The following is a 23,276-nucleotide window of genomic DNA, read 5'->3' as shown; positions in this document are numbered from 1 at the left end:
GAGGTGGTGAGAGGCACCACGACTCCCTACGCCGGCGTTATCCGGTTCAGGTTCGAAGGGTGCTTCTCAGCCGCTGGGCGGCGCCCCTGTCGTTGGTGGCTACTATCCTAGCCTTGGACGGAGCTGTAAAGCCCCGCCGGAAGAGACTTAACGAAACGCGATGCGCGTGCCGTAGGTAAGCATTTCATCAGGGGTGATGGCACGGCCCGACACGCCAATCATCTCATCGCCGCACTGGTCGGCGAAAGTCAGCACGCCGTGGGTCAGACCGAGCTGGCCCAGGGTGTCACGGATTTCACCGGTTCCCAAAAAGGTACTGACGCGGCCTTCGGCGTCGCTCAGGTCCGATACACCGTTGGCATGGTGAAAGCGCACCTTGTAGATACCGTCCATGGACTCGACTTCGACAATGGGGGAAAAGCCGTTTTGAATCGCATGGCTCAGCTGCTTCAGAGTCAGGCGATCGCCAAGGGTCATATCGATGGCTGTCATGACGCTCTCCTATCTGACGCCATTCGCAGGGCATCACGGTTGAATTTGTAAAACTGTCGAGATAGAAGTGTAGAAGGTCTGCATCGTTTTTCCAGGCGCATTCGATCAGAGCGCGTGCCGAGAGGTCAGTGCACGGCATCCAGCGCGTGTTGCTGAAGTTTGGTCAGAGGGATGATCTCCAGCGTGCGCTCGTTCGTGCCCGAGAGAATCACCGGTGGTGCAAGCCCCACTTGGGCTGCTTCGGCCCAGCGGTGGGCGCACAGGCACCAGCGGTCGCCGGGCTTCAAGCCGGGAAAGCCGAAGGCCGGGCGCGGGGTCACCAGATCGTTACCTTGAGCCTTGGAGAAAGCCAGAAACTCCTCGGTCACCATGGCGCACACCGAATGGATGCCGACATCGTCAGGCCCGACGCGACAAAAGCCGTCGCGGTAGAAGCCGGTTTTTGGGGCATGGCAGCAGGGCGTGAGTGGCTCACCCAGTACGTTTCGATCACGGGACATAGAGACTCCTTCGGGCCGGGCTGGAATTCCAAGCGCCTTGCCCTCATAACTAGACATTAAACGCGCCATCGCACGTTATGACCGATGCGCTGGAGCGATGGTCAAATGGCGGGCGCTTAGCAGCCTAAGCCTTGTACAAAGTACTACGTTCGTCAAAGAATTTGCACCGTATCCACGAAAGCGTCACCCCCATAAGGAGAGTCTCATGTCGTATCAAGGTGAACAGCATCCAGGTGTTGCCCCAGTCGCCCCGCAAACACAGGGTTTTCGCTTAAACCACACCATGCTGCGGGTCAAAGACCCCGAGCGCGCGCTGGCGTTCTACTCCAAGGTGTTTGGAATGCAGGTACTGCGGCGCTTGGACTTCGAGGAGATGCAGTTCTCGCTCTACTTCCTGGCTAACGTAGAGGCCGGTGATAGCGTGCCGGAAGAGACCCAAGCGCGCACCGCGTGGACCTTTAGCCAGAAAGGTCTATTGGAGCTGACCCACAACTGGGGTACCGAAAACGAGCAGGACTTTGCCTACCATGACGGCAATGCAGAGCCGCAGGGCTTCGGGCATATCTGTTTTAGCGTACCGGATTTGGAAGCCGCGCAGGCGTGGTTCGATGAGCATGACGTGACCTTCGTCAAGCGCGCCGACCAGGGCAAGATGAAGGACGTGATCTTCGTCAAGGACGCCGACGGCTACTGGATCGAAGTGATTCAAGCAGACCGTATGGCCGCCATGGGCGATTGATATGGCGCATCTGCTGTTTCGGTTGCGTCACGTGACCGACGAAGAGGCCATGGAGGTTCGCCAGCTGCTGGAGGCGCATGGTTTCGATGTGTACGAAACCCAGGCGGGCTTTTTTCGCCTGGGAGTCGATGCCATTTGGCTGCGCAACCCTGCCCAGCGAGACGATGCCGAAACGGTGCTGGCGCACTATCAGGCCGAGCGGCAAGCAAAGGCGCGCAAAGCGCATGAAAACGCGTTGGCCCGCGATGAGGCGCCGACGTTGTGGCGACGTTTCGTGGCGCACCCGCTGCAGGTCACGCTAGTGATCGTTGCGGTGCTCATGATCGCTCTGCTCACCCTGCTGCCGTTTATTGGGCTAGCTCGCTAGTCGTCAGAAGCGTCAGACAGATGCCCGCGCTTGACGTACATCATTACCCCGGCCTGGCCTGCGCGAAGCCGTGGCGCAGCCCCCGGCGGGTAGCGGCACCAGCTCCCTTCCGGGTACTCGGTGTCCGCATCGCACAGCGACCCTTCCAGCACGAACAGCTCCAATCCGCCCGGTAGGGCAGGATAGTCGGTGACGATGTCACGCTCCCAGCGCTCCAGGCTGATACGCTCGCTTTGATAGGTATGCAGCATTTTGTACGTGATGCCGGGCCGACGATCAGGCTGCCAGGGCAAACGGTGGGCGGGAATGGCGAGTTGGAGCAGGTCGTTCTCATCGAACTGGTGGAGCTTCACGAGAATCAGCGCGCCCTCATCGCCAATGTGTGGCGTATGGCCCGTGCCGATGGGGTTGCGCAGGTAGCTGCCCGCCGGGTAGCGGCCATGTTCGTCGGCAAACACGCCCTCGAGCACGAGAATCTCTTCACCGCCGCCGTGGTTGTGGCGGCTGAACTGACTATTTGGCGCATAGCGTACCAGGCTCGTGGCGCGGGCCACCTCATCGCCAATGCGGTCCAGCATCATTCGTTCTACGCCTGCGCTGGGCGAGGCGACCCAGCGATACTGCTCCGGCGTGACAAAGGCAAAGTGGCTAAAGTCGGCGTTTAGGCGCATGGTAGTGGCTCTTTGCAGGGGTTTAAACAACGTTAGCGGCGCATGGTGGAGCCAGTCTCCCCATCCTCACGACAAAATGCAACGCAAAAAAATACCGCCTGGCGCAGGCGGTATTCGATTCTTTACGGCACGTCTTTACGACATGGCTCAGTGATCATGACCATGATCGTCGTGGTCGTGGTCGTGGTCGTGGTCGTGGTCGTGGTCGTGGTCGTGGTCGTGGTCGTGGTCGTGGTCGTCATGACCAGGATCATCATGACCCGGCGCTGCCAGAGCATCGTGGAGCACCTGGGCGTTGTGGCGCATCATGCCCAGGTAGGTGTTGGCATCGCCTTCACTGGCCAGCGCATCCGCGTACAGCGTGCCGGCGATGGGAAGGCCAGTCTCTTCTGCCAACTGCGTAATGATTGCCTGGTTGGTCATGTTCTCGTGGAACAGCGCCTGTACGTTCTCTTGCTCGATCACATCGATCAGGGCGGCCATGCTGGCACCGCTGGGATCGGCTTCGGTCGAGAGACCGACCGGCGAGAGGAAATTCACGCCGTAGGCGCTGGAGAAGTAGCCAAACGAATCGTGCCCGGTGATCACGCTGGCCGACGCAGGAATCTCGCTGAGCAGCTCACGAATCTCGGCATCAACGCTATCCAGCTCTGCCAGGTAGCGCTCGGCATTGGCTTGGTAGCTCTGCGCGTTGGCACCATCGGCCTCGATCAGGCCATCACGAATATTGGTGACGTAGACCCTCGCCTGCTGCAGATCTTGCCATGCATGAGGGTCGTCATCGCCATGGGCGTGCTCGCTGTGATCGTCCTCTGCATGCTCGTCGTGATGCGCGTCATCACCATGCTCGTCATGATGCGCCTCATGAGCGTGCGCGTCGTGGTCGTGGTCGTGTTCATCGTGCGCTTCATGATCGTCGTGGTCACCATGCCCGTGTTCGTCATGCGCTGCGAACGCGCGTGGGGCGATGCCATCCGTCGCCGTCACCAGCGCGCCGCGGTAGTCGCTGGAGTCGATCAGTCGCTCCATCCAGCCTTCGAACAGCAGGCCGTTGAAAACCACCAAATCGGCGCCGGCCAGCGCGCGGGCATCGCCAGGGCTCGGGGAGTAAACGTGGGCATCGCCATCCGGACCGACCAGGGAGCTGACGTCCACATGCTCTCCACCGACGTTCTCGACCATATCCGCCAAGATGGAGAAACTGGTGACGACCTGAACCCGCTCGTTCGCCATGGCTGCGGGCAGTGCCAACATGGCCGAGACGCCGACTAACCAGCGCGATGAAGAGATAAGCGACATAACATGCTCCTGATGATGAAATAAACGTGAGACGATCATCCGCTAATGCGACTGCTCCATCGCCAGCGGCGTGGTTTTACGCCGTAACTTCGCGGCCAAGCTGTGGTAGCGGCCAAACAGCGCCGAGAACAAGTACGCTCCCCCGGCCAGTAAGATAATGCTCGGGCCAGATGGCGTGTCCAAATGGAACGACAGCAGCAGCCCGCCGGTACTGGCCAGCATCGCTAACACCACGGCGATGCCCATCAAGCCCTCTAACCGCTTGCTCCAAAACCGCGCTGCCGTGGCGGGCAACATCATTAAGCCAACGGCCATCAGCGTGCCCAGGGTTTGGAAGCCTGCCGTCAAGTTGAGCACCAGCAGACCTAAAAAGACGCTATGTACCCAACCGCTGCGGCGGTTTTGGCCGCGTAGAAACAGCGGGTCTAAACACTCCACCACCAAGGCGCGGAAAATAACCGCCAGGGTGATGACGATCAGCGTGCTGATCGAGGCGATCAGCAGCAGCGCCGTGGAGTTAATCGCCAAAATGGAGCCGAACAGCACGTGGGTTAAGTCGACGCTGCTGCCCCCCATGGAGATCAGCATGACCCCGGCGGCCAACGAAATGATAAAAAAGCTCGCCATGGCCGCATCTTCCCGCTGGCCGCCCATCTTCGAGACCGCCCCCGCCAGCAACGCCACCATGACCCCAAACAGCACGCCACCGACACTCATCACCGGCAGCGAAAAGCCCGCTAGCAAAAAGCCCAGCGCCACGCCGGGTAAGATCGCGTGGGCCATGGCATCGCCAATCAGGCTCATGCCGCGCAGCACCAAAAATACCCCAAGGGGCGGAGCGGCTAGTGAAAGCGCTAGCCCGCCGACCACGGCACGGCGCATAAAGCCGTAATCGAACGGCGCGATCAGCCACGCATCAAGCAGTGCCAGCATGGCGGCCTCCTAAGGTAAACGGCACCACTTGAGCAGGCGCGTGCTGCTGGTTGAGCGCGCTGGGCGCGACCCAACGGCCATGACCACCGCTTAGCATCAGCACTTCGTCGGCCAAGCGGCGCAGGTGATCCATGTCATGCAGCACGATGATGATCGTCACGCCCTCATCGGCCATTTGGCGAAAAATACGAATCAAAATATCGACGGTGTCGCTGTCCACGTTGGCAAACGGCTCATCCAGTAGCAGCAGCTCGGCCTCTTGCATCAACGTTCGGCCAATTAGCGCCCGCTGGCGCTGGCCCCCGGACAGCTCGCCCAGCGGGCGGTGGGCCAAGTGAGAAATGCCCAGGCGTGCCATGATGTCACGGCCTTTGCGGTAGTGGGCCGCACAGTAACCTTTCATGGCCCCGTGGCTAGGCCAGCTGCCGGTCATCACCAGCTCTTCCACGCTCATCGGGAAGGTCAGGTCGAGCGCCAGCTGCTGAGGCAGCCAAGCGCGGCGGGCGTTATCTACCGTGCATATCACCTTGCCACTAATGGGCCTGAGTTCGCCCATGATGGCCTGAATCAGCGTGCTCTTACCGGCGCCATTCGCGCCAATGAGTGCGGTAATCGCGCCGGATTTGATATCGCCATCCACATGTTCGAGCACCGTGCGGCGACCCTGCGCCAGGTGCAGATCGTGGAGCTGCAAGCGCGAAAAGGAACGTTCGCTCATAGCGGCCACCCGCCAGCGCCAGCCCACACCACAAGGCCCCATAGCGCAAACAGCGGCAGTGCCACCAATCCCAGCCGCTTACGGGCCGACAGCGACATCAGCGAAAAATGACAAGGACCTTCCTTGTTATGGCGATGCATGTGCTCACTCATCGAGCGACCTCGCTAACGTATAAATAAGTTATAACATAACATTCGGTAAAACCAAAAAAGTGGCGGATATTTTACGCGCTCACAGCGCGCTGACAACGGTGAGCGCGCTAATCTTTGAGCTGCGTAATAAGCGCTCTTCCCAACGCTATCACTAGCGAGTGAGGAGAAGGGCGGGCAAACGAAGAGGCGAGAGCTGGTGGGTGCCATCAGCGCCACCATGGACGTTGATGTAACCAAGCCCATGAGCCATAGGCAAGGAAGCATCAAACGTAGTATGGCAAGTGAGCGCAATAACCGCACACAGGAGGGAGGCGAAGGAGGGCGACGATCATGGTGTTATAAAATAAAGAATGGTTAGATAGCAGTAAAATAATAGGAGAGTGGCCATGGATGACTTTTCGCCTTCTGATCTTAAAACTATCCTGCATTCCAAGCGTGCCAATCTGTATTACCTTCAACACTGCCGAGTATTGGTGAACGGTGGCCGGGTGGAGTACGTGACCGATGAGGGCAGCAAGTCTCGCTATTGGAATATCCCCATCGCCAATACCACTTCCCTGTTGCTGGGAACGGGCACCTCGATTACCCAAGCCGCCATGCGCGAACTCGCCAAAGCGGGTGTGTTAGTCGGATTCTGTGGAGGCGGTGGCACACCGCTGTTTGCTGCCAATGAAGTGGATGTGGATGTCGCTTGGCTGACGCCACAAAGCGAGTACCGGCCCACCGAGTATCTGCAATATTGGGTGCGTTTTTGGTTTGATGATGCCAAACGCTTGGATGCCGCCCGCGCATTTCAGCAAGCGCGCCTTGCGCGTATTGAAGCGCTGTGGACAAGCCGAGTGATGAAAGATGCAGGCTTTACTATTGCCACCGATCACCTGCACAGCGCGCTCAACCATCACCGCGAAGCGATCAAGCAAGCCCCCAGCACTGTCGACCTGCTCACCTTAGAAGCGCGATTAACTAAAACCCTGTTTAAGCTCGCCGTAAATGCAGTTGATTACGGCGATTTCACCCGAGCCAAGCGGGGCGCAGGCACCGACCCCGCCAACCGCTTTCTCGATCACGGCAACTATTTGGCTTACGGATTAGCAGCCACCGCCACTTGGGTGTTGGGGATTCCCCACGGCCTAGCGGTACTTCATGGCAAAACCCGCCGGGGCGGCTTGGTTTTTGATGTGGCGGACTTGGTAAAAGACGCCGTCATCCTGCCTCAAGCGTTTATTTCCGCCATGCGCGGCGATGAAGAGCAAGAGTTCCGCCAAGCGTGCATTGAGCGCTTAACCCGTACCGAATCCCTCGATTTCATGATTGATACACTCAAGGACGTCGCCCAAGCGCTGGGGAGCACTGATTCATGAACGTGCTGCTGATTTCCCAGCGCAATAAAAATGCCCTTAAGGAAACACGCCGCATCCTCGACCAGTTTGCCGAGCGCCGGGGTGACCGTACCTGGCAAACGCCGATTACCCAAGCTGGGCTGGAGACTCTGCGTAAGCTGTTGCGTAAAACCGCCCGTAAGAATACCGCCGTTGCCTGCCACTGGATTCGTGGCCACGACCACAGCGAGCTGATGTGGGTAGTGGGGGATGCTGCCCAGTTCAATCTCAATGGAGCCGTACCGACCAATACCACCGCCCGAGATATTCTGCGCCGCCGTGATGAAAACGACTGGCATAGCGGTGAAGATATTCTCCTGCTCACCGCCTTGGCCGCGTTACTGCACGATCTGGGCAAAGCCTGTGATGCTTTTCAGCAGCGGCTCAAAGGCAAAGTAGATGGACGCAACCTATACCGTCATGAGTGGATATCGCTCCGCCTATTCCAAGCGTTTGTAGGAAGTGATGACGACGCTGCCTGGTTGGCGCGTCTGGCTGAAGGTAATTATCAAGAGCAAGACTGGCTGGAGGGATTAGAGCGCGACGGGCTAGATACACCCACCTCTGCGGTGTTTAGCCGTTTGCCCCCGCTGGCGGCTGCGTTGGGTTGGCTAGTGCTTAGCCACCACCGGCTACCGTTAAAGCCCCCGGAACGCGATGGCGAGGCTGAACGGCGCTGGGGTAGAGGAAAGGCACCACTTCAATCGGAGCAGCTAGGCGGGTTGTTTGCTTCTATTCATGCCGAGTGGAACGAGATTCCTGAGACCCAAGATCCTAAACGCATTGCGCCCTACTGGCAGTTTAAAATAGGGTTGCCCGTTAGTACGTCACGATGGCGCCAGCGTGCCACAAAGCTTGCCACGCGGTTACAGGCACGGCTGCACAATGGTAGCCACTGGCTGGAAAGCCGCTACGTTATGCACTTAGCCCGGCTTAGCTTAATGCTGGCCGACCACCACTACTCAAGCCTGGAAGACCTCCAGCACCGCGTGCGCGGCGAACCTAACTACCCGTTAATAGCCAATACCGTGCGCAAAACCGGCAAGCCCAATCAGCCGTTGGATGAGCATATTTTAGGGGTTGAAAAACATGCCGCTGCGGTTGCCCGCGCACTACCCAGCGTAGACAGCCACTTACCCCGTCTAGCGCGCCATAAAGGTTTTCGCAAGCGCAGTAGCCACCCACGCTTTCGCTGGCAGGATAAAGCTTTCGACCTGGCGCAATCGCTTAGGGAGCGCAGCCAGCGCCAAGGCTTTTTTGGCATTAACATGGCGTCTACCGGCTGCGGCAAAACCCTCGCCAATGGGCGCATTATGTACGCCCTGGCCGACCCTCAGCAGGGCGCGCGCTTTAGTATTGCACTGGGGCTACGCACATTAACCCTGCAAACCGGCCAAGCCCTCCGTGACCGTTTGAATTTGGGTGAAGACGAACTCGCCGTGCGCGTGGGTGGCAGCGCTAATAAAGCCCTGTTCGAACACTACGAGCAAGAAGCCGAAGCTAGTGGCTCGGCGTCTAAACAAAAACTGATCGAAGAAGATGCTCACGTGGTGTTTGACGGCAATTTTGATAGCCACCCGGTACTGCGCCGTTTAAGCGATGAGCCAGGCACTCGCGCGCTGATCGCCGCGTCCATTTTAGTGTGCACCGTTGACCATCTGGTGCCCGCCACGGAAAGCACACGCGGCGGGCGACAGATCGTACCCATGCTGCGCCTGATGAGCAGCGATTTAGTGCTCGATGAAATCGACGATTTCGATATCAACGACCTGCCTGCGCTTACTCGATTAGTCAATTGGGCGGGGCTGCTAGGGTCACGGGTGCTGCTTTCATCGGCCACCTTGCCGCCTGCGCTGGTGGAAGGTTTGTATGAAGCCTATCGCAGCGGTCGCGAAGCCTTTCAGCGCCACCGGGGCGAGCCGGGTTTGGCGGTGGATATTTGCTGCGCCTGGTTCGATGAGCACGACCGCCAGCATGAAAGCTGTGCCAGTAGCGAGACCTTCAAGGCCGCGCATCAAGACTTTGCCAAGCGCCGGTTAGAGCGCCTCGCTAAAAGCCCGGTACGCCGCCGTGCGGATATTGTAGCGTTGCCGCCGCTGGGCAAACGCCCTGAAGAGATAAGGCCCGCCATTGCGACTTTACTGCGTGAACATGCGCTAGCGCTCCACCAGCAGCATCACTCCGTTGACCCGCATTCGGGCAAACGCGCCAGCTTTGGGTTGGTTCGCATGGCTAATATTGATCCACTGGTAGATGTGGCTAGGGCGCTGTTTCAACAGGGCGCGCCGGAAGGTGTGCGCATCCACCTCTGCGTTTATCACTCACGCCACCCGTTGGTGATGCGCTCTGGCATTGAGCGCCAGTTAGACAGAACACTGCAACGGGCGGAGCCAGATCGCGTTTTCCAGCAGCCGGATATCCGCCGCCTGCTAGATAGCAGCGAAGAAAGCGACCACTTGTTTATTGTGCTTGGCTCGCCGGTAACGGAGGTGGGCCGCGACCACGACTATGATTGGGCCATAGTGGAGCCTTCTTCTATGCGCTCAATTATCCAACTAGCGGGCCGCGTACGCCGACATCGCGAGCAAGTTTGTGAATCGCCCAATATCTTGCTGCTCGATACTAACCTCAAACATTTAGAGCAATCTGGAAAGCCTGCCTTTCACAAACCCGGTTTTGAAACAGATCTTCAATGGCGGCTAAGTAGCCACTCTCTTAGTGAGCTGTTAGCGGAAGATGAGTACAAGGTGATTGATGCTCGTCCCCGTGTGCTGGCGCGGGAAACACTACACGCCAAAGATAGCCTGGTAGACCTGGAGCACGGGCGGCTACACCAGTTAATGATTGAGCAGCCCGCCGAGCCGTTAACCAAAAAAGAGTTACGAATTGGCAAAACGCCCAAGCCTCCGCCCTTAGGAGCCTACAGCTGGCATGTGATGCCGCAACTGCATTTAACCGGTGTATTGATTCAGCGTGATCCATTTCGCAAGCAGCTCGAACCTGAAATAACGCTAGCGCTGCTGCCTGACGAGGGCGGTGAAACCTGGACGCTACACCGCGTAGACGATGGTGCAAGGCGAGGCGAAAAGCTCTATGTCCCGGTGGAAGAGAGCCTTCTGGTGCGGGTAGAGCTATCAAAAGAACAGGGCGAGCGGATACAACCCTGGGGCGCAAGCGACTACTTAACGGCGCTGGCTGACTTAGCGGAAGACTTGAATATCTCCCTGGATCGCGCCGCCCGTACCTTCGGCACGGTGACTGCGTCGGCTAGAAACCAGCGATGGGGGTACCACTCCGTATTGGGGTTTTGGCGGAGCAAATGACATTAAACATGCTCGTTAGTATCCGCGAGCGTTTCGCGTACAAGCGTTTTGATGCCAGCAAGCGCATCCGAGCTGTCATTAGCAAGCCAGGAAAGACTTGGGAAATGAGAGCATAAACCTACAAACTGTTGATCTTCTTCAGACCAAAGAATACTAAAGATGTGGTCGCTGTGATTTATCATCATTTCTATGCCAGCAGGGTGGGATAACGACAAGGGGAATGTATGGCAGATAATAGTAGAGCGCCAGAAATACGCTCTGGGATTGACGCCTTCTTAAAAGAGCGTTTCGATACCAGAGCGGACAAGCTAGCCTCTGATGATCCAAAATATCAAGCGCTGGTTGAGCAGTTTCAATTCGATAACTGGATAGAGAGTGCCGCAAAGCGGGTCGGACAACTGCAAGTCGTCACCCACTCCCTCAAACCTATTCATCCGGATGCCAAAGGCTCCAATCTTTACGCCCCACCTGAATCGCTAAATAACCATTCTCTGGTTGGCAGTCATACGCTACCCGCTGATTTTGCGGGCGATGTCGTAGGGAACGCTGCCGCCTTGGATGTTTATAAGTTCTTGAAGCTGCAATTTGAGGGAAAGTCGCTACTTGAGCGGGCGCTGGAAAATGACACTGAGCTGGCAAAAGCGTTAAGCGATAATCCTGAGCAAGCTCAGGCGTGGATCAGCGCCTTTGCAGCGATTACCGAACCGCGTGGTGAGCATGCCTCGCATACCCGAGGCAAACAGCTCTACTGGCTGGTGGGAGATGATGCAGCAGACGTAGAAAATGACGCAGAGAACTTCCATTTGCTAGCACCGCTCTACGCCACTTCTCTGGCGCACCGTGTCTTTCAAACCATTAACCATGACCGTTTTAGCGAAGAGTCCAAAGAGGCACGTAAAGCCAAGCGGGAAGGCAAATACGCTGAGCAATCGGTGCGCAGTTATCCCAACTTGGCCGCCCAGAAAATGGGTGGTACCAAGCCACAAAACATCTCGCAGCTGAATAGCGAGCGGGGCGGTAATAACTATTTACTAGCTTCCATGCCACCCAGTTGGAATGTGCGCGATATTCGCCCACCGCTGAAAGTCGCATCGGTTTTCTCTCACCCTGGCGTCTTTGGTAGTCGTTCAGATGTACGTTCGCTGGTTAAAGACCTCAAACAGTTTCTTGAAACGAACCCTACGTCAGACATGCACACCCGCGACCTGCGCGATGACTACACTGCCATGTTGATGGATGAGTTGGCGCTGTTTGCCATGCAGATGCATAGCCTGCCTGCGGGCTGGAGCGACGATGAAAAGTGCGAATTATCAGTAGAAGAAATGTATTGGCTAGACCCTGGTCGCGCCGAAGAGGATATCGCTTTTCGTGAAGCGCGAAACAGCGTGGAGTGGGCCGACGATATTCGCCACCGCTTTGCTAGCTGGCTCAATACCGCGTTAGGCGGAAAGCTGCCTTTGGGGGATGTGGAGTTCCGGCACTGGAAGAAAGCGCTCGCAAAAGATGCGACCCATCAACGCCTGCAGGATCGTGATCGCCGCTGGATGGAAAGCCTAACGGAAGACTTAACCAACCTGCCAGGAGGTGATGACGATGAGTGAAGTAAAAAACCTCCTAGTCCTGCCGCGCCTGCGGGTGCAAAACGCCAACGCGATTTCCAGCCCAATGACTTGGGGCTTTCCTGCCATGAGTGCATTTATAGGTTTGATGCATGCTCTAGAGCGGAAGTTAGCAGAGGCGAGTCTTCCTGTTTCGTTAGGCCGCGTTGGGGTTATTTGCCATGATTTTGAAGCCCAGGCCACTGAGGGTGGTTATATCCGTGGCTTTCACCTGACGCGTAATCCGGTGGATAAGACAGGCGGTACGGCAGCGATTGTAGAAGAAGGGCGTATCCATCTGGATATCACGCTGATCTTCTCGATTGATACCGGCGCTGCAGAAAGCGAGCATGAGCATATCGCTAAACAAATCGGAGAGATTGTATCGGGCATGCGCATTGCCGGAGGCAGTGTCATCCCTAACCGTGCGGTGCCAAGCCATAAACAACGCCCGCAATGGGTAACGCTTGATGACGATGAAGAAGAGCGGCAAAAGCAGTTCGCGCGCTTAAAGCGGCGTTGGCTGCCGGGCTTTGCCCTCACACTGCGCGATGACTACCTCACCGAGCATCTTCAAACACTGCAACAGCAACATCCAGACGCCAGTTTACTGGATGCATGGTTAGACCTCTCTCGTCTTAACCATGTTTGCACGTTAGAAAATGAAGGCGAACCCAACGAGAAGCCTGTTTGGCAGGCGCAGCGGCCCTATCGCGGCTGGCTGGTGCCCATTCCAGTGGGTTATGGCGCTATTTCAGATCTTTTCCAACCAGGTGAAGTCGCCAACGCCCGCGATACCAAGACCCCGTTCCGCTTTGTCGAAAGCCTCTATTCCATGGGTGAATGGGTTAGCCCGCACCGCATGAAGCAACCTGAAGACCTGCTTTGGTACGTTGATAACGACGAAGAAGCGGGCCTCTACCGTCTCAATAACGACTATCACCTTCGCGCCTCAGCACAGTAAGCAAGGAGCTTTATCATGGCTAAAAACGATACCCTCAAAACCGCTTCCGTCCTCGCGTTTGAGCGCAAGCTCGACCCTTCCGATGCACTGCTATACGCCAGCAACTGGGATAAGCGGCAAGATGAACAGCAGTGGCAGCCGGTTGAGGTGCGCGAAAAATCGGTGCGCGGCACCATTTCCAACCGCTTGAAAGCCAAAGACCAAGACCCCGCAAAACTAGATGCGCAGATTGAAAACCCCAACCTACAAACCGTCGATGTAGCCACACTGCCCCATGATGCAGATACCCTAGTTGCCCGCTTCACTCTGCGCGTACTTGCGGGTGCTGGAACACCGTCAGCCTGTAATAACGCTGAGTACCAAGCCAAGCTAGAACAGGCCGTTGCCGAATATAAACAAGCACAAGGCTTCGGCGAACTGGCGCATCGTTACGCTAATAACCTCGCCAATGGCCGTTTTTTGTGGCGCAACCGCATGGGCGCAGAGCAAGTAGAAGTCAGCATTCGCCAGTTAGCGCAAGGCAAAGCCACCAAAGAGTGGACGTTTGATGCACTGTCACTTTCATTGCGTGCCTTCGAGGATACGACCGAGCTTAAAGAGCTTGCGGGTGTCATCGCTTCCGCGTTGGCGGGCGAGCAGCACTTGCTTCTAGAAGTGGTGGCCTATGTCCGCATGGGCAGTGGTCAAGAAGTGTTCCCTTCTCAAGAGCTGATTCTTGATCGAGGCCGAGGCGACAAGAGCAAGACGCTGTATCACGTCAGCGAGATTGCCGGTATTCACTCTCAGAAACTGGGTAACGCCATCCGTACCATCGACACTTGGTACCCCAATGAAAACGATGAGGATCTGGGGCCTATTGCTGTCGAGCCTTATGGCTCGGTGACCACCCAGGGCAAAGCGTATCGCCAGCCCAAGCAGAAGGCCGACTTTTACTCATTGCTAGACAACTGGATGATTAAAGACCAAGTGCCCTCCAAGGAAAATCAGCACTTTGTGATGGCAACGCTGATCCGAGGCGGTGTGTTCGGCGAAGCGGGGTAAGCCATGGATCACTATATTGATATCCGGCTGCGACCTGATCCTGACTTTGCTCCAGCGATGCTAATGGGCGCGCTATATAACAAACTGCACCGGGCGCTGTTTGATCTGGAAAGCGACGATATCGGCGTCAGTTTTCCCATGCATAAACACGGCGTTCGCGCGCGAAGCTTGGGCGAACACTTGCGATTGCATGGCACTCAAGCGCGTCTAAAACAGCTGATGAGTGACGCATGGCTAACGGGGATGCGAGACCACGTTAGCGTAAGCGAAGTGCTGGCGGTACCTGACCATGCCAAGCAAATTAATGTGTCGAGGCGGCAGTTTAATACGGGCAGCCCCAGCCGTGCCAAACGCTATGCCAAGCGTCACAACATCACGGAAGAAGAAGCCAAACAGCTATATGCCAAAGTGGCCGACAAACGCATTGAGCTGCCTTTTGTGACGATCAATAGTCGCTCCACTCAGCAGCGTTTCAGCTTGTTTATTGAGCACAATAAGCCGACGGATACCGCGCTTGGAGGAGCATTCAACCACTATGGGCTAAGCCCTCAAGCGACGGTGCCCTGGTTTTGACCCTTTTTCTCGTTGACGAAATAGGCAACGAATAATCAACCACTTAGCGGTATTACCTTGAAAAGGGTGGTGCCGCTTTTTTCACCTAAAGCTCTTTAACAATCAGCACACTATATTTGATATGCTCTATTTAGCTGCCGCCCAGGCAGCTCAGAAATCCGCTGCCGTGTCGGTCTGACTAAATAGGGCTTTAGCTGCCGCCCAGGCAGCTCAGAAAAGCCGCATGGCCGACAGGTTGTTAACCGTGATTTTAGCTGCCGCCCAGGCAGCTCAGAAAGCGACCACCTAGCCGTCATCGCTGAAATGACCTTTAGCTGCCGCCCAGGCAGCTCAGAAATCGACTCTAACGCTTCCAGAGGGGCGTACAAATTTAGCTGCCGCCCAGGCAGCTCAGAAACAATACGATGGGTTAGCTCCGCCGTTACGTATTTTAGCTGCCGCCCAGGCAGCTCAGAAATGCTCGACGCGCTGATGCTGCGCGCCGGGCTATTTAGCTGCCGCCCAGGCAGCTCAGAAACAGCAACCAATCACCTGAAGACTCAGCATCTCTTTAGCTGCCGCCCAGGCAGCTCAGAAAATCAGCGCTTCCCACTGCGTCACCCCGGCTTCTTTAGCTGCCGCCCAGGCAGCTCAGAAAAACTTCTACCGCCCTGTTCATATTGCGGTTGCTTTAGCTGCCGCCCAGGCAGCTCAGAAAGAGCGCCGCCACCGAAACGAGCAGATCAAGCATTTAGCTGCCGCCCAGGCAGCTCAGAAATCTACGGCCACCCCTATGATGCGACAGTTGCCTTTAGCTGCCGCCCAGGCAGCTCAGAAACACGCCTGGATATCGCTTTCACGCCAGCGGGATTTAGCTGCCGCCCAGGCAGCTCAGAAAAAAGGCAGCAAGAGCCTGTGCGCTGGTGACCATTTAGCTGCCGCCCAGGCAGCTCAGAAATTTACGGAACGACGTGCCTAGGGCGCGAACGTGTTAGCTGCCGCCCAGGCAGCTCAGAAAACATAGGAGATACACATGCTGCAAAAAATTATGTTAGCTGCCGCCCAGGCAGCTCAGAAAATCGCCAGCCTAGTGGAGATATAACGCTGGCCGTTAGCTGCCGCCCAGGCAGCTCAGAAATAGCCAGCCGTAGTGTGTTGGACATGCGAGAGGTTAGCTGCCGCCCAGGCAGCTCAGAAAGTTGAGGTGATCCCGGTGGGCCGGATCCGGGTGTTAGCTGCCGCCCAGGCAGCTCAGAAAACATGGCCGGGCTTCTTGTGCATCAGCGGTGAGTTAGCTGCCGCCCAGGCAGCTCAGACAATCGCATCAGAGACCAGTGTGGCGCTCTGAACGTTAGCTGCCGCCCAGGCAGCTCAGAAAATTCGCAAAGCGATTTTTGAGGAGGGTGTAGCGTTAGCTGCCGCCCAGGCAGCTCAGAAAGTCGATCTCAGCAAATTGGTAGTGCGCGGGGAGTTAGCTGCCGCCCAGGCAGCTCAGAAACATAACGCGCAGCACGAACGTTTGCTCACTGGGTTAGCTGCCGCCCAGGCAGCTCAGAAAAGGCGCAAGCGTTCGTTCTCTTGCTGGTCGCCGTTAGATACCGCCCAGGCTGCGTTCAATATGAGAATAGTTAGCGCTGGCAGTGGTGGGTAGTGCCAAGCCCCGCTAGCGGGGCCGTCATCACTTACTCCTTCTCCTCATCCTCTTCCCAGCGTTCCATGGCGCGTTTGTCGTCAGGTAGGCGGACCATGTCGCCGACAGTGAGCTTGTGATGCGATTTAAATCGGTGGCCGTGCTGGTCGAGAATAGCGGCGACGCTGCCGATGCTCACGGCGTCTTCTTCCCGGTAGGCTTCGACCTTGACTCGTACGATACGGCCTTGATAACGGGCAGAGAGAATAGCGCCGGGGTAAGGGGGCGTGTGGTCGGGGTCGTTTTTGAAGAAGGCGGCGACGCTGGCGCTGCCGGGGTCGTCCCATTCGACGTGTTGATGCATGGTCAGTGTCCTTACATAAGTCGTTAGAAAACAAGCAGACGCTTTCAGTGTAGTGTGCGTTGGCGGCACTCGGCCAATGTGCATAGACAGCTGTGGCCTATGCGCTTAACTTACGAGTTTAAGGGAACCTGGGGGAGAGGCCGCGATGCATCCGTACCGAGCGCTATTCGAGCAGTCGGGCACACCGCTTTTCGTCGTCGAGCGTTCAGCCCCTGATGCAATGAACGTGTACGCGAACGCAGCCTTTCGGCGCGTGGTGGGATGGGCCGATAACAGCGAGATGGCGCTGGCCAACTGCTTTCCCCTCGACGTAACTAACGTGCTGGCCGCCGTACAGGCTTGTGACCAGCAGCAGGCCGTTCAGGAACTGATGGTGACCTGGGCAGACGCCTCACGGCGCTGGCAACTGCAGCTCTCGCCCGTGGTGGACGGCGAGTATCGCGCCGTGTATGGGGCGTTGCATCAGCCCGCGCTGCCGTTTGGCGAGTCGTTGGATGCGTTGCTCTCGCAGCTACCGGGCTTCATTTACCAGTTGCACTACTCGCGCACGGGCACCTGGCGTTACACCTATGTGGGTCAGCGGGTCGAGGAGATGTTTGGGGTGAGCGTGGAAGAGGCGCTGGCCGATGCGCAGACGCTGCTAGCCAACATTCACCCTGGGGATCGCGATACGGTCATCGAAAGTTCGCTGGAGAGCGCACGCACGATGACACCTTGGAAACAGGAATTTCGAATGTTCCACCGTCGTGGCGAAATGCTGTGGGTGGAAGCTAGTGACCAACCCCGACGCGAGCCGGATGGTAGCGTGCTATGGACGGGGTACGCCAACGATATTACCCAGCGCAAAGCGCTGGAATCGGCACTGAAATCCAGCGAGCAGCGTTTTCGCCAGTTGGTGGAGCAGGCGAACGATATCATCTACACGCTCAGCGCGGACGGCACGATGACCTATATCTCTCCTAACTGGCAGCGCATTTTAGGCCACGAAGTGAGCGATGTGCTCGGCCGTAATATGAGTGCCGTGCTGCACCCGGAGGATTTGGAAGCGTGCCGCCGCTATATCGAGAAAGTGTTCGTGACGGCCGAGCCGCAGGGGCTGATCGAGTACCGCGTACAGCATGCCAACGGCGAGTGGCGTTGGCACTTCACCAACGGTGCGCCACTGTTGGATGACCAGGGCAATGTGACCAGCTTTCTCGGTATTTCCCACGATATTACCCCGCGGCGCGAGATGGAGCAGCGAGTACTGCATCTCGCCCAGCACGACACCCTGACCGACCTGCCCAATCGGGCGATGTTCTTTGATGAGCTGGGGCAGGCGCTGGCCAAGGCGCTGCGCTCGGATGGTCAGTTGGCGTTCTTGTTCATCGATTTGGATAACTTCAAGCCGGTGAATGACCGCTGGGGGCACGGTGTGGGGGATCAATTGCTGAAAGATGTTGCCCAGCGTATGCGATGTCGGCTGCGCGGCACGGATATGGTGGGGCGGATTGGCGGTGATGAGTTTGTGGCGCTGTTGGGCGGCCCGGTCATGGAAGAGGAGGCGCTGGCCGTTGCCAACCAGCTCTGCCGTGCGCTGGCCGAGCCGTTTGCTCTGACGGTGGGCGACGTGCGCGTCTCCGCCAGTATCGGCGTAGCGCTCTTTCCGCAGCATGCCCGGGATGAAGCCTCCTTGATTCACTGTGCGGATCAGGCGATGTACCACGCCAAAGCCCAAGGTCGCAATCGCGCGGTTCTCTACTCCGCTGGCGCCTCGGATAGGGCCGTTTGCGGCGAGCCGACGTACTGAAACATGAACGTCAGTGCTGCGGGCAGGCTGGCTCGCCAAACACGCCAGGTATGGCCACCGGGATACAGGTCGAGCCGCACCGCGCCGGGCTGTATACGCTCCATGGCCTGACGAAGCTGGCGGGCATGGAACTCGGCGTCGTACACATCGCTGCGACCGGCGCTGATATAGAGCGGCACCGGGGGTGTGTCGCTTCGTTCGGCTTCCGGGCGCGGCGTCACGCGCAGTCGGTAGCTTTCCAAATGGGCAGTGTAATTGAGCCGCTCCCAGAGCGTCTGATCGAACGCCCCTTGCGCGTTCAAAAACGCCGGATGCCGGTGGGCTGACGAATTCTCAGGCGGGGCGGGAACGTAGCTGGCAGGGCTGAGGGCGGCCGCAGCGGCGAACAGCTCCGGCCGTTCGAGGGCGAAGTTGACGGCTCCATACCCTCCGGCCGAGAGTCCGGCGACGCCGCGCTGCTGGCGTGTCGTGCCGACATGATAGGTTGCCTCGATATGCGGCATCAGGTCGTTGAAAAAGGCGCTGCGGGCGGCTTCGTTATATCCGTCGACCCACCAGCTGCGGCTGCCGGGCATCACGAAGACGGCCGGGGGCACATGTCCCGCGTCGATCAACCGGTCGGCGGTGTTGGGAAGGTTCCCCTTGGTGGCCCAGTCGAGCTCGTTACCAAACGAGCCATGCAGTAGATACACCACCGGATAGGGCATCGAGGCGTGTGGATCATAATCGTCCGGTAAATAGACCGTGTACGGATAGTCGTACCCTAGGGTGGGCGAGAAGAACTGTTCACGGGCCACGTCGCCAGCCAGGGTCGCGCCGCTGAGCATCAGCCCGCTCATCACGCCGATCGTCGTGCTCATCCAGCGGATAAAGCGAGCGAGGGAAAAGTGTCTGCGCACGAAGCCTCCAGGAATTTACCGTCGGTTAAAGGGTCGGACAGCGGTGTAACTCGGCGTGTTCATTGCCGTAAGCCCATACATCAGCTTAGCAGCGGTGGTTTGGTGGAGGTTCGATGCAAAAAATCGAGGAGATCTATTGGCTGCGCGCTTACGGCTGTGTCGCCGTCTTTCTATTCCATTGGCTTGATCATATCAACCAGCGTGTGGATAACGTCGCCACGGACCTGATGCGCATACCGCTGGTGCTGGGCACGCCGGTTTTCCTGTTCATTTCGGTGTTCGTCTTTGCCGTCCGATACGATCAACAGGTGCCGCCAGGCTTTCTGCTGCAGCGGGTGAAGTACGTCATGTTGCCCTATGTGGTGTACGGAAGTATCTACTCCACGGCCCAATGGTGGCAGCTGGCGGGAAGCGAGAACGCCGTGGGGTTTTGGGAAAATGCCAAAGTCTATTTTCTTTACGCCGAGTGGCATGGCTACTTTTTGATTATCGCCATGCAGTTCTATGCGGCGTACTGGGCGTACACGCGCTGGCGGCTATGGCGCTATCACCCGGTACCGTGGCTGGTGGCTGCCTGCTGGGTGAGCATGGCGTATTGGGGCTTGGCCTATGCCTTCGAGATCGAGCCGCCGGGCTACTTGCTCTGGGTGGCACCGCTGGGCTGGGTGTATCTGTTTTTTTTGGCCCTGGTTCTGGTGCGTTACTACCCGTTAACGCCCTCGGCTACGCTGGTCGAGCGGCCCGTATGGCTGCAACTCCTTTCCCAACCGCGTTGGCTTTTCCTGTTCGTCGGCGTAATCGTGCTGGCCACGTTCGAGCATTGGCTGGCGTTCTCATCGAAGGAAGTCTGGGTCATTCCCTTCTTCGTGCTGTTCACCCTGGCGCTGATGCGTGGCTTGAAAGGACGCAGAGCGCCTGGCTGGGTGCGCTATATCAATGCTTACTCGTTTGGTATTTATCTGGCGCATCCGATGTTTTTCACGCTCACCGATACGTTCGTGGGCGTGACGACACTGCCGCTGGTGGTTTACGCGGTGCTGCTCATCGTCGTAGGCAGCGTTGGCTCTATTTTGCTCAACAAAGCGGCCAATACCACGACGATGGGGGCCATGCTGTTGGGTAAGCGGTTGAAGGTATGAGTGCAGGGTAGGGTAGGTGACAGGGCGGGCGCGGAACCAGAAAAGGCTAGGGCGAGGTGGATGACTGGCTGTTTGGTGAGCCACGGGCCAACCCCAACGATTCGCCGCTCAAGGTTTTAAGCCGGGTCGGGCAAGCGTAAAGGCGCTGTAAAAAATCGAGCAGGGCTGGCTCATCCAGCTCGGGATCGAAGCCACCAATGCGCTCCAACCAGGCGCGCCGAATGGCAATGTAGGGCGGTACGGACACGGCCGTACTGAGAAAGTGCAGCAGCAATCGCTCCGAAAACCGGGGCGTAGCCGCGTTGATGAGCAGTGCATCCATCGCCGTGTTGAGCTGCGGATAGAGCAGGTACCAAAGCTGTGCCGCCATGGGTTCTTTATGCAGCGCAATCAGCAGCCACTCTGCTTGACTGATATAAGCCGCTTGATTGAGGCGCGCGCCGAGCATTTGCGAGGGGGTCACCAGGCAGTGGGCATGATAACGCTGTTCGAGGGCGGTGAGCCGCTCATCCGCCTGCGCGCAGGTGACGATGATCGGCATCACATGGTCGGCCAGGCCGGACTGGCGAATGGAGCGCAAGTGGCGCGGTAGCAAAGCTCCTGTCACTGAAGCGTCTACGATAAAGCAAACCGTACCCATGCACGCGGCTTCCTTTTGTTATGAAGCATCTCCGATTGTAATTTATTGTAGATGTGGGTTTCTTTGCGTAGCAAGAGAAACTTTTTTAACAACAGGGAGGTGCAAGTGCCTCTCCTCTAACCAATTTGGTGCGTTCTGTGTCTCATATGCACTATTTTTGTGCATATGAGACACGAGATGCCCTTTCCGTGCGAAGCGTGACGATGTGTTGCCACATTAAGACGCAGACGTTTAGTGATTTTTCGTATTTAAAAACAATGGCTTGTTATTTTTTATGGCCATTATGGTGCAGGGTTGGCATGCTCTGTGCTTATGAATCATAGATAGTTTCATCAGCGGCTATTGAAGCGTAGGCAGACGCCTCCAGGCGTGCTACAACGATAGCCGGTCTGAAATGATCGCTGGGCGGTTTGTTATCCATCGTCAGACAAACGTTAAGCGAACAAAAAAGACAAACGCGCCACATGCAATTGCGTGTTGAACGATTTGTTGAATAACACTTTTATCGATAGCTTACAGTTACACGCTTTAAGCCACGCTCATACCGGAGGACACTATGTCAGCCAAGACTCTCGCGCTAATCGAAGAACATGATGTTAAGTGGGTAGACCTGCGTTTCACCGACACGCGCGGTAAAGAGCAGCACGTCACCGTACCGGCACGTGACGTGAACGAAGAGTTTTTTGAAAATGGCCAGATGTTCGATGGCTCTTCCATCAACGGTTGGAAGGGCATCAACGAGTCTGACATGATCCTGCGTCCGGAAGACGGCACCGGTTTCTTGGACCCCTTCACCGAAGACGCTACCCTGATTCTGCGTTGCGACATCATCGAGCCGGCGACCATGCAGGGCTACGATCGCGACCCGCGCTCCATCGCTAAGCGTGCCGAAGCGTACCTGCAGTCTACCGGTCTGGGCGACACGGCCTTCTTCGGTCCGGAGCCGGAATTCTTCATCTTCGACGAAGTACACTGGAAAGCCGACATCCAAGGCGCCATGTACAAAATCACCTCTGATGAAGGTGCATGGGCGACCAGCAACCAAGTCGAAGGTGGCAACCTGGGCCACCGTCCGCGCGTGAAAGGCGGCTACTTCCCGGTTCCCCCGGTCGATAGCTTCCACGATATCCGTGGCGCGATGTGTAATACCCTGGAAGCGATTGGCCAAACCGTGGAAGTACACCACCACGAAGTAGCTAACGCGGGTCAGAACGAAATCGGCGTTAAATTCAACACGCTGGTGAAGAAAGCTGACGAAGTTCAGGAAATGAAGTACGTGATCCACAACGTGGCACACGCTTACGGCAAAACCGCTACCTTCATGCCGAAGCCGCTGGTAGGCGACAACGGTTCGGGTATGCACGTACACCAGTCGTTCTGGAAAGATGGCCAGAACCAGTTCGCGGGTGACGAGTACGCGGGCCTGTCTGAAATGGCGCTGTACTACATCGGCGGTATCATCAAGCACGCTCGTGCCCTGAACGCCTTCACCAACGCTTCTACCAACTCGTACAAGCGTCTGGTGCCGGGCTTCGAAGCACCGGTCATGCTGGCTTACAGCGCCCGTAACCGCTCTGCGTCTATTCGTATTCCGTACACCGCTAGCCCGAAAGGCAAGCGTGTCGAGACTCGCTTCCCTGATCCGACTGCCAACCCCTACTTGGCGTTTGCAGCGATGCTGATGGCGGGTATCGACGGTATCAAGAACAAGATCCATCCTGGCGATGCCATGGATAAGAACCTGTACGACCTGCCGCCGGAAGAAGGCAAGTCTGTACCGACCGTAGCCAACAGCCTGGATCAAGCGCTGGAAGCACTCGATGCTGACCGTGCGTTCCTGACCGAAGGTGGCGTGTTCACCGACGACATGATTGATGCCTACATCGAACTGAAGATGGAAGACGTCGAGCGTATCCGCATGACGACTCACCCGATTGAGTTCGACATGTACTACTCTTGCTAAGAACGGTCTTTAATGACGGTGCTAAAATCACCCTTGCGGTGTGATTAGCCAGAAAACCCCGCCTCGGCGGGGTTTTTTTATGGAAGCGAAATACGCAGGGGCTAGTAATGATAAGCAGACGACG

21 protein-coding genes, 1 CRISPR repeat array and 1 riboswitch are annotated in these 23,276 nt (G+C 57.1%); of the genes, 11 read left to right on the top strand and 10 right to left on the bottom strand.

Annotated features, from left to right (window positions below; genetic code table 11):
• Positions 1-6: 6 nt before the first annotated feature.
• A riboswitch (TPP riboswitch) is annotated at positions 7-98 on the bottom strand.
• Between the two features lie 49 nt (positions 99-147).
• Positions 148-492, bottom strand: a complete 345-nt coding sequence (locus tag NH398_RS15710) for a hypothetical protein (RefSeq protein ID WP_159340672.1) — start codon at positions 490-492, stop codon at positions 148-150.
• Between the two features lie 125 nt (positions 493-617).
• Positions 618-992 (bottom strand): DUF2237 domain-containing protein, encoded by a 375-nt coding sequence (locus NH398_RS15705; protein WP_159340673.1) that lies wholly within the window; start codon positions 990-992, stop codon positions 618-620.
• Positions 993-1,197: 205 nt separating this feature from the next.
• Between NH398_RS15705 and gloA the strand changes: the two genes are divergently transcribed.
• Both gloA and NH398_RS15695 read left to right on the top strand, forming a co-directional pair.
• Positions 1,198-1,731 (top strand): lactoylglutathione lyase, encoded by a 534-nt coding sequence (gloA, locus tag NH398_RS15700; RefSeq protein ID WP_159340674.1) that lies wholly within the window; start codon positions 1,198-1,200, stop codon positions 1,729-1,731.
• Between the two features lies 1 nt (position 1,732).
• Positions 1,733-2,098, top strand: a complete 366-nt coding sequence (locus NH398_RS15695) for a DUF6164 family protein (RefSeq protein WP_159340675.1) — start codon at positions 1,733-1,735, stop codon at positions 2,096-2,098.
• Here NH398_RS15695 and NH398_RS15690 read toward each other — a convergent pair.
• The 5 genes from NH398_RS15690 to NH398_RS15670 all read right to left on the bottom strand — a co-directional run bounded on the left by NH398_RS15690 (position 2,095) and on the right by NH398_RS15670 (position 5,871).
• Positions 2,095-2,769, bottom strand: a complete 675-nt coding sequence (locus NH398_RS15690; protein WP_253019227.1) for a cupin domain-containing protein — start codon at positions 2,767-2,769, stop codon at positions 2,095-2,097. The two genes, NH398_RS15695 and NH398_RS15690, sit on opposite strands and share 4 nt — an antisense overlap.
• A gap of 147 nt (positions 2,770-2,916) precedes the next feature.
• Positions 2,917-4,068 carry a zinc ABC transporter substrate-binding protein gene (locus NH398_RS15685; protein ID WP_253019226.1) on the bottom strand — a complete coding sequence of 384 codons (1,152 nt, stop codon included), beginning with the start codon at positions 4,066-4,068 and terminating at the stop codon, positions 2,917-2,919.
• Between the two features lie 42 nt (positions 4,069-4,110).
• On the bottom strand, positions 4,111-5,001 hold the full coding sequence (locus NH398_RS15680; protein WP_159340678.1) for a metal ABC transporter permease: 891 nt from the start codon (positions 4,999-5,001) through the stop codon (positions 4,111-4,113).
• Positions 4,985-5,719: an ABC transporter ATP-binding protein gene (locus NH398_RS15675; protein ID WP_253019225.1), complete on the bottom strand. Its 735-nt coding sequence runs from the start codon at positions 5,717-5,719 to the stop codon at positions 4,985-4,987. Before NH398_RS15675 ends, NH398_RS15680 begins: the two co-directional genes overlap by 17 nt.
• The gene (locus NH398_RS15670) at positions 5,716-5,871 is read right to left on the bottom strand and encodes a hypothetical protein (protein ID WP_159340680.1); all 156 of its coding nucleotides are present in this window, start codon (positions 5,869-5,871) and stop codon (positions 5,716-5,718) included. Before NH398_RS15670 ends, NH398_RS15675 begins: the two co-directional genes overlap by 4 nt.
• Positions 5,872-6,257: 386 nt before the next feature.
• Between NH398_RS15670 and cas1f the strand changes: the two genes are divergently transcribed.
• The 6 genes from cas1f (at position 6,258) to cas6f (ending at position 14,749) form a co-directional block, all read left to right on the top strand.
• Positions 6,258-7,232 (top strand): type I-F CRISPR-associated endonuclease Cas1f, encoded by a 975-nt coding sequence (cas1f, locus tag NH398_RS15665; protein ID WP_253019224.1) that lies wholly within the window; start codon positions 6,258-6,260, stop codon positions 7,230-7,232.
• Complete coding sequence (cas3f, locus tag NH398_RS15660; RefSeq protein WP_253019223.1) at positions 7,229-10,573, top strand: type I-F CRISPR-associated helicase Cas3f; 3,345 nt, start codon at positions 7,229-7,231, stop codon at positions 10,571-10,573. Before cas1f ends, cas3f begins: the two co-directional genes overlap by 4 nt.
• 224 nt (positions 10,574-10,797) lie before the next feature.
• A complete protein-coding gene (csy1, locus tag NH398_RS15655; protein ID WP_253019222.1) occupies positions 10,798-12,174 on the top strand; it encodes a type I-F CRISPR-associated protein Csy1 in 1,377 nt (458 codons plus the stop codon).
• A complete protein-coding gene (csy2, locus tag NH398_RS15650) occupies positions 12,167-13,135 on the top strand; it encodes a type I-F CRISPR-associated protein Csy2 (protein ID WP_253019221.1) in 969 nt (322 codons plus the stop codon). The genes csy1 and csy2 overlap by 8 nt, the downstream gene beginning before the upstream one ends.
• 15 nt (positions 13,136-13,150) lie before the next feature.
• Complete coding sequence (gene csy3, locus NH398_RS15645) at positions 13,151-14,176, top strand: type I-F CRISPR-associated protein Csy3 (RefSeq protein ID WP_253019220.1); 1,026 nt, start codon at positions 13,151-13,153, stop codon at positions 14,174-14,176.
• 3 nt (positions 14,177-14,179) lie between these two features.
• Positions 14,180-14,749: a type I-F CRISPR-associated endoribonuclease Cas6/Csy4 gene (cas6f, locus tag NH398_RS15640; RefSeq protein ID WP_253019219.1), complete on the top strand. Its 570-nt coding sequence runs from the start codon at positions 14,180-14,182 to the stop codon at positions 14,747-14,749.
• Between the two features lie 130 nt (positions 14,750-14,879).
• Positions 14,880-16,346: a CRISPR direct-repeat array (repeat unit 27 nt; unit sequence TTAGCTGCCGCCCAGGCAGCTCAGAAA).
• Positions 16,347-16,410: 64 nt separating this feature from the next.
• Here the strand turns inward: cas6f and NH398_RS15635 are convergent.
• Complete coding sequence (locus tag NH398_RS15635; RefSeq protein ID WP_159340681.1) at positions 16,411-16,722, bottom strand: hypothetical protein; 312 nt, start codon at positions 16,720-16,722, stop codon at positions 16,411-16,413.
• A gap of 145 nt (positions 16,723-16,867) precedes the next feature.
• Here NH398_RS15635 and NH398_RS15630 point away from each other — a divergent pair, with 145 nt between their 5' ends.
• A complete protein-coding gene (locus NH398_RS15630; RefSeq protein ID WP_253019218.1) occupies positions 16,868-18,511 on the top strand; it encodes a diguanylate cyclase in 1,644 nt (547 codons plus the stop codon).
• Here the strand turns inward: NH398_RS15630 and NH398_RS15625 are convergent.
• On the bottom strand, positions 18,460-19,371 hold the full coding sequence (locus tag NH398_RS15625) for an alpha/beta hydrolase-fold protein (protein WP_253019250.1): 912 nt from the start codon (positions 19,369-19,371) through the stop codon (positions 18,460-18,462). The two genes, NH398_RS15630 and NH398_RS15625, sit on opposite strands and share 52 nt — an antisense overlap.
• Before the next feature lie 152 nt (positions 19,372-19,523).
• Here NH398_RS15625 and NH398_RS15620 point away from each other — a divergent pair, with 152 nt between their 5' ends.
• Positions 19,524-20,549: an acyltransferase family protein gene (locus NH398_RS15620; RefSeq protein WP_253019217.1), complete on the top strand. Its 1,026-nt coding sequence runs from the start codon at positions 19,524-19,526 to the stop codon at positions 20,547-20,549.
• A 46-nt stretch (positions 20,550-20,595) separates the two neighbouring features.
• Here the strand turns inward: NH398_RS15620 and NH398_RS15615 are convergent, their stop codons facing one another.
• Positions 20,596-21,189 carry a hypothetical protein gene (locus tag NH398_RS15615; RefSeq protein WP_159340684.1) on the bottom strand — a complete coding sequence of 198 codons (594 nt, stop codon included), beginning with the start codon at positions 21,187-21,189 and terminating at the stop codon, positions 20,596-20,598.
• Positions 21,190-21,745: 556 nt separating this feature from the next.
• Between NH398_RS15615 and glnA the strand changes: the two genes are divergently transcribed.
• Complete coding sequence (glnA, locus tag NH398_RS15610; protein ID WP_159340685.1) at positions 21,746-23,152, top strand: glutamate--ammonia ligase; 1,407 nt, start codon at positions 21,746-21,748, stop codon at positions 23,150-23,152.
• The last annotated feature ends 124 nt before the right edge of the window (positions 23,153-23,276 follow it).

Source organism: Halomonas sp. CnH100-B (assembly GCF_024124605.1).
GTDB lineage: Bacteria > Pseudomonadota > Gammaproteobacteria > Pseudomonadales > Halomonadaceae > Vreelandella.
Note: the sequence above shows the minus strand (reverse complement) of the source record. Positions and strands in the feature narration are given on the sequence as shown.

What these genes read in the sequence shown, in the direction of transcription:
- NH398_RS15695 (WP_159340675.1), top strand. Translation starts at nt 1,733, where the DNA reads ATGGCGCATCTGCTGTTTCGGTTGCGTCACGTGACCGACGAAGAGGCC.
- NH398_RS15615 (WP_159340684.1), bottom strand. Translation starts at nt 21,189, where the DNA reads ATGGGTACGGTTTGCTTTATCGTAGACGCTTCAGTGACAGGAGCTTTG.
- cas1f (WP_253019224.1), top strand. Translation starts at nt 6,258, where the DNA reads ATGGATGACTTTTCGCCTTCTGATCTTAAAACTATCCTGCATTCCAAG.
- gloA (WP_159340674.1), top strand. Translation starts at nt 1,198, where the DNA reads ATGTCGTATCAAGGTGAACAGCATCCAGGTGTTGCCCCAGTCGCCCCG.
- NH398_RS15685 (WP_253019226.1), bottom strand. Translation starts at nt 4,068, where the DNA reads ATGTCGCTTATCTCTTCATCGCGCTGGTTAGTCGGCGTCTCGGCCATG.
- NH398_RS15625 (WP_253019250.1), bottom strand. Translation starts at nt 19,371, where the DNA reads ATGAGCACGACGATCGGCGTGATGAGCGGGCTGATGCTCAGCGGCGCG.
- csy2 (WP_253019221.1), top strand. Translation starts at nt 12,167, where the DNA reads ATGAGTGAAGTAAAAAACCTCCTAGTCCTGCCGCGCCTGCGGGTGCAA.
- NH398_RS15705 (WP_159340673.1), bottom strand. Translation starts at nt 992, where the DNA reads ATGTCCCGTGATCGAAACGTACTGGGTGAGCCACTCACGCCCTGCTGC.
- glnA (WP_159340685.1), top strand. Translation starts at nt 21,746, where the DNA reads ATGTCAGCCAAGACTCTCGCGCTAATCGAAGAACATGATGTTAAGTGG.
- csy1 (WP_253019222.1), top strand. Translation starts at nt 10,798, where the DNA reads ATGGCAGATAATAGTAGAGCGCCAGAAATACGCTCTGGGATTGACGCC.
- NH398_RS15670 (WP_159340680.1), bottom strand. Translation starts at nt 5,871, where the DNA reads ATGAGTGAGCACATGCATCGCCATAACAAGGAAGGTCCTTGTCATTTT.
- NH398_RS15690 (WP_253019227.1), bottom strand. Translation starts at nt 2,769, where the DNA reads ATGCGCCTAAACGCCGACTTTAGCCACTTTGCCTTTGTCACGCCGGAG.
- NH398_RS15675 (WP_253019225.1), bottom strand. Translation starts at nt 5,719, where the DNA reads ATGAGCGAACGTTCCTTTTCGCGCTTGCAGCTCCACGATCTGCACCTG.
- NH398_RS15680 (WP_159340678.1), bottom strand. Translation starts at nt 5,001, where the DNA reads ATGCTGGCACTGCTTGATGCGTGGCTGATCGCGCCGTTCGATTACGGC.
- NH398_RS15635 (WP_159340681.1), bottom strand. Translation starts at nt 16,722, where the DNA reads ATGCATCAACACGTCGAATGGGACGACCCCGGCAGCGCCAGCGTCGCC.
- cas6f (WP_253019219.1), top strand. Translation starts at nt 14,180, where the DNA reads ATGGATCACTATATTGATATCCGGCTGCGACCTGATCCTGACTTTGCT.
- csy3 (WP_253019220.1), top strand. Translation starts at nt 13,151, where the DNA reads ATGGCTAAAAACGATACCCTCAAAACCGCTTCCGTCCTCGCGTTTGAG.
- NH398_RS15710 (WP_159340672.1), bottom strand. Translation starts at nt 492, where the DNA reads ATGACAGCCATCGATATGACCCTTGGCGATCGCCTGACTCTGAAGCAG.
- NH398_RS15630 (WP_253019218.1), top strand. Translation starts at nt 16,868, where the DNA reads ATGCATCCGTACCGAGCGCTATTCGAGCAGTCGGGCACACCGCTTTTC.
- cas3f (WP_253019223.1), top strand. Translation starts at nt 7,229, where the DNA reads ATGAACGTGCTGCTGATTTCCCAGCGCAATAAAAATGCCCTTAAGGAA.
- NH398_RS15620 (WP_253019217.1), top strand. Translation starts at nt 19,524, where the DNA reads ATGCAAAAAATCGAGGAGATCTATTGGCTGCGCGCTTACGGCTGTGTC.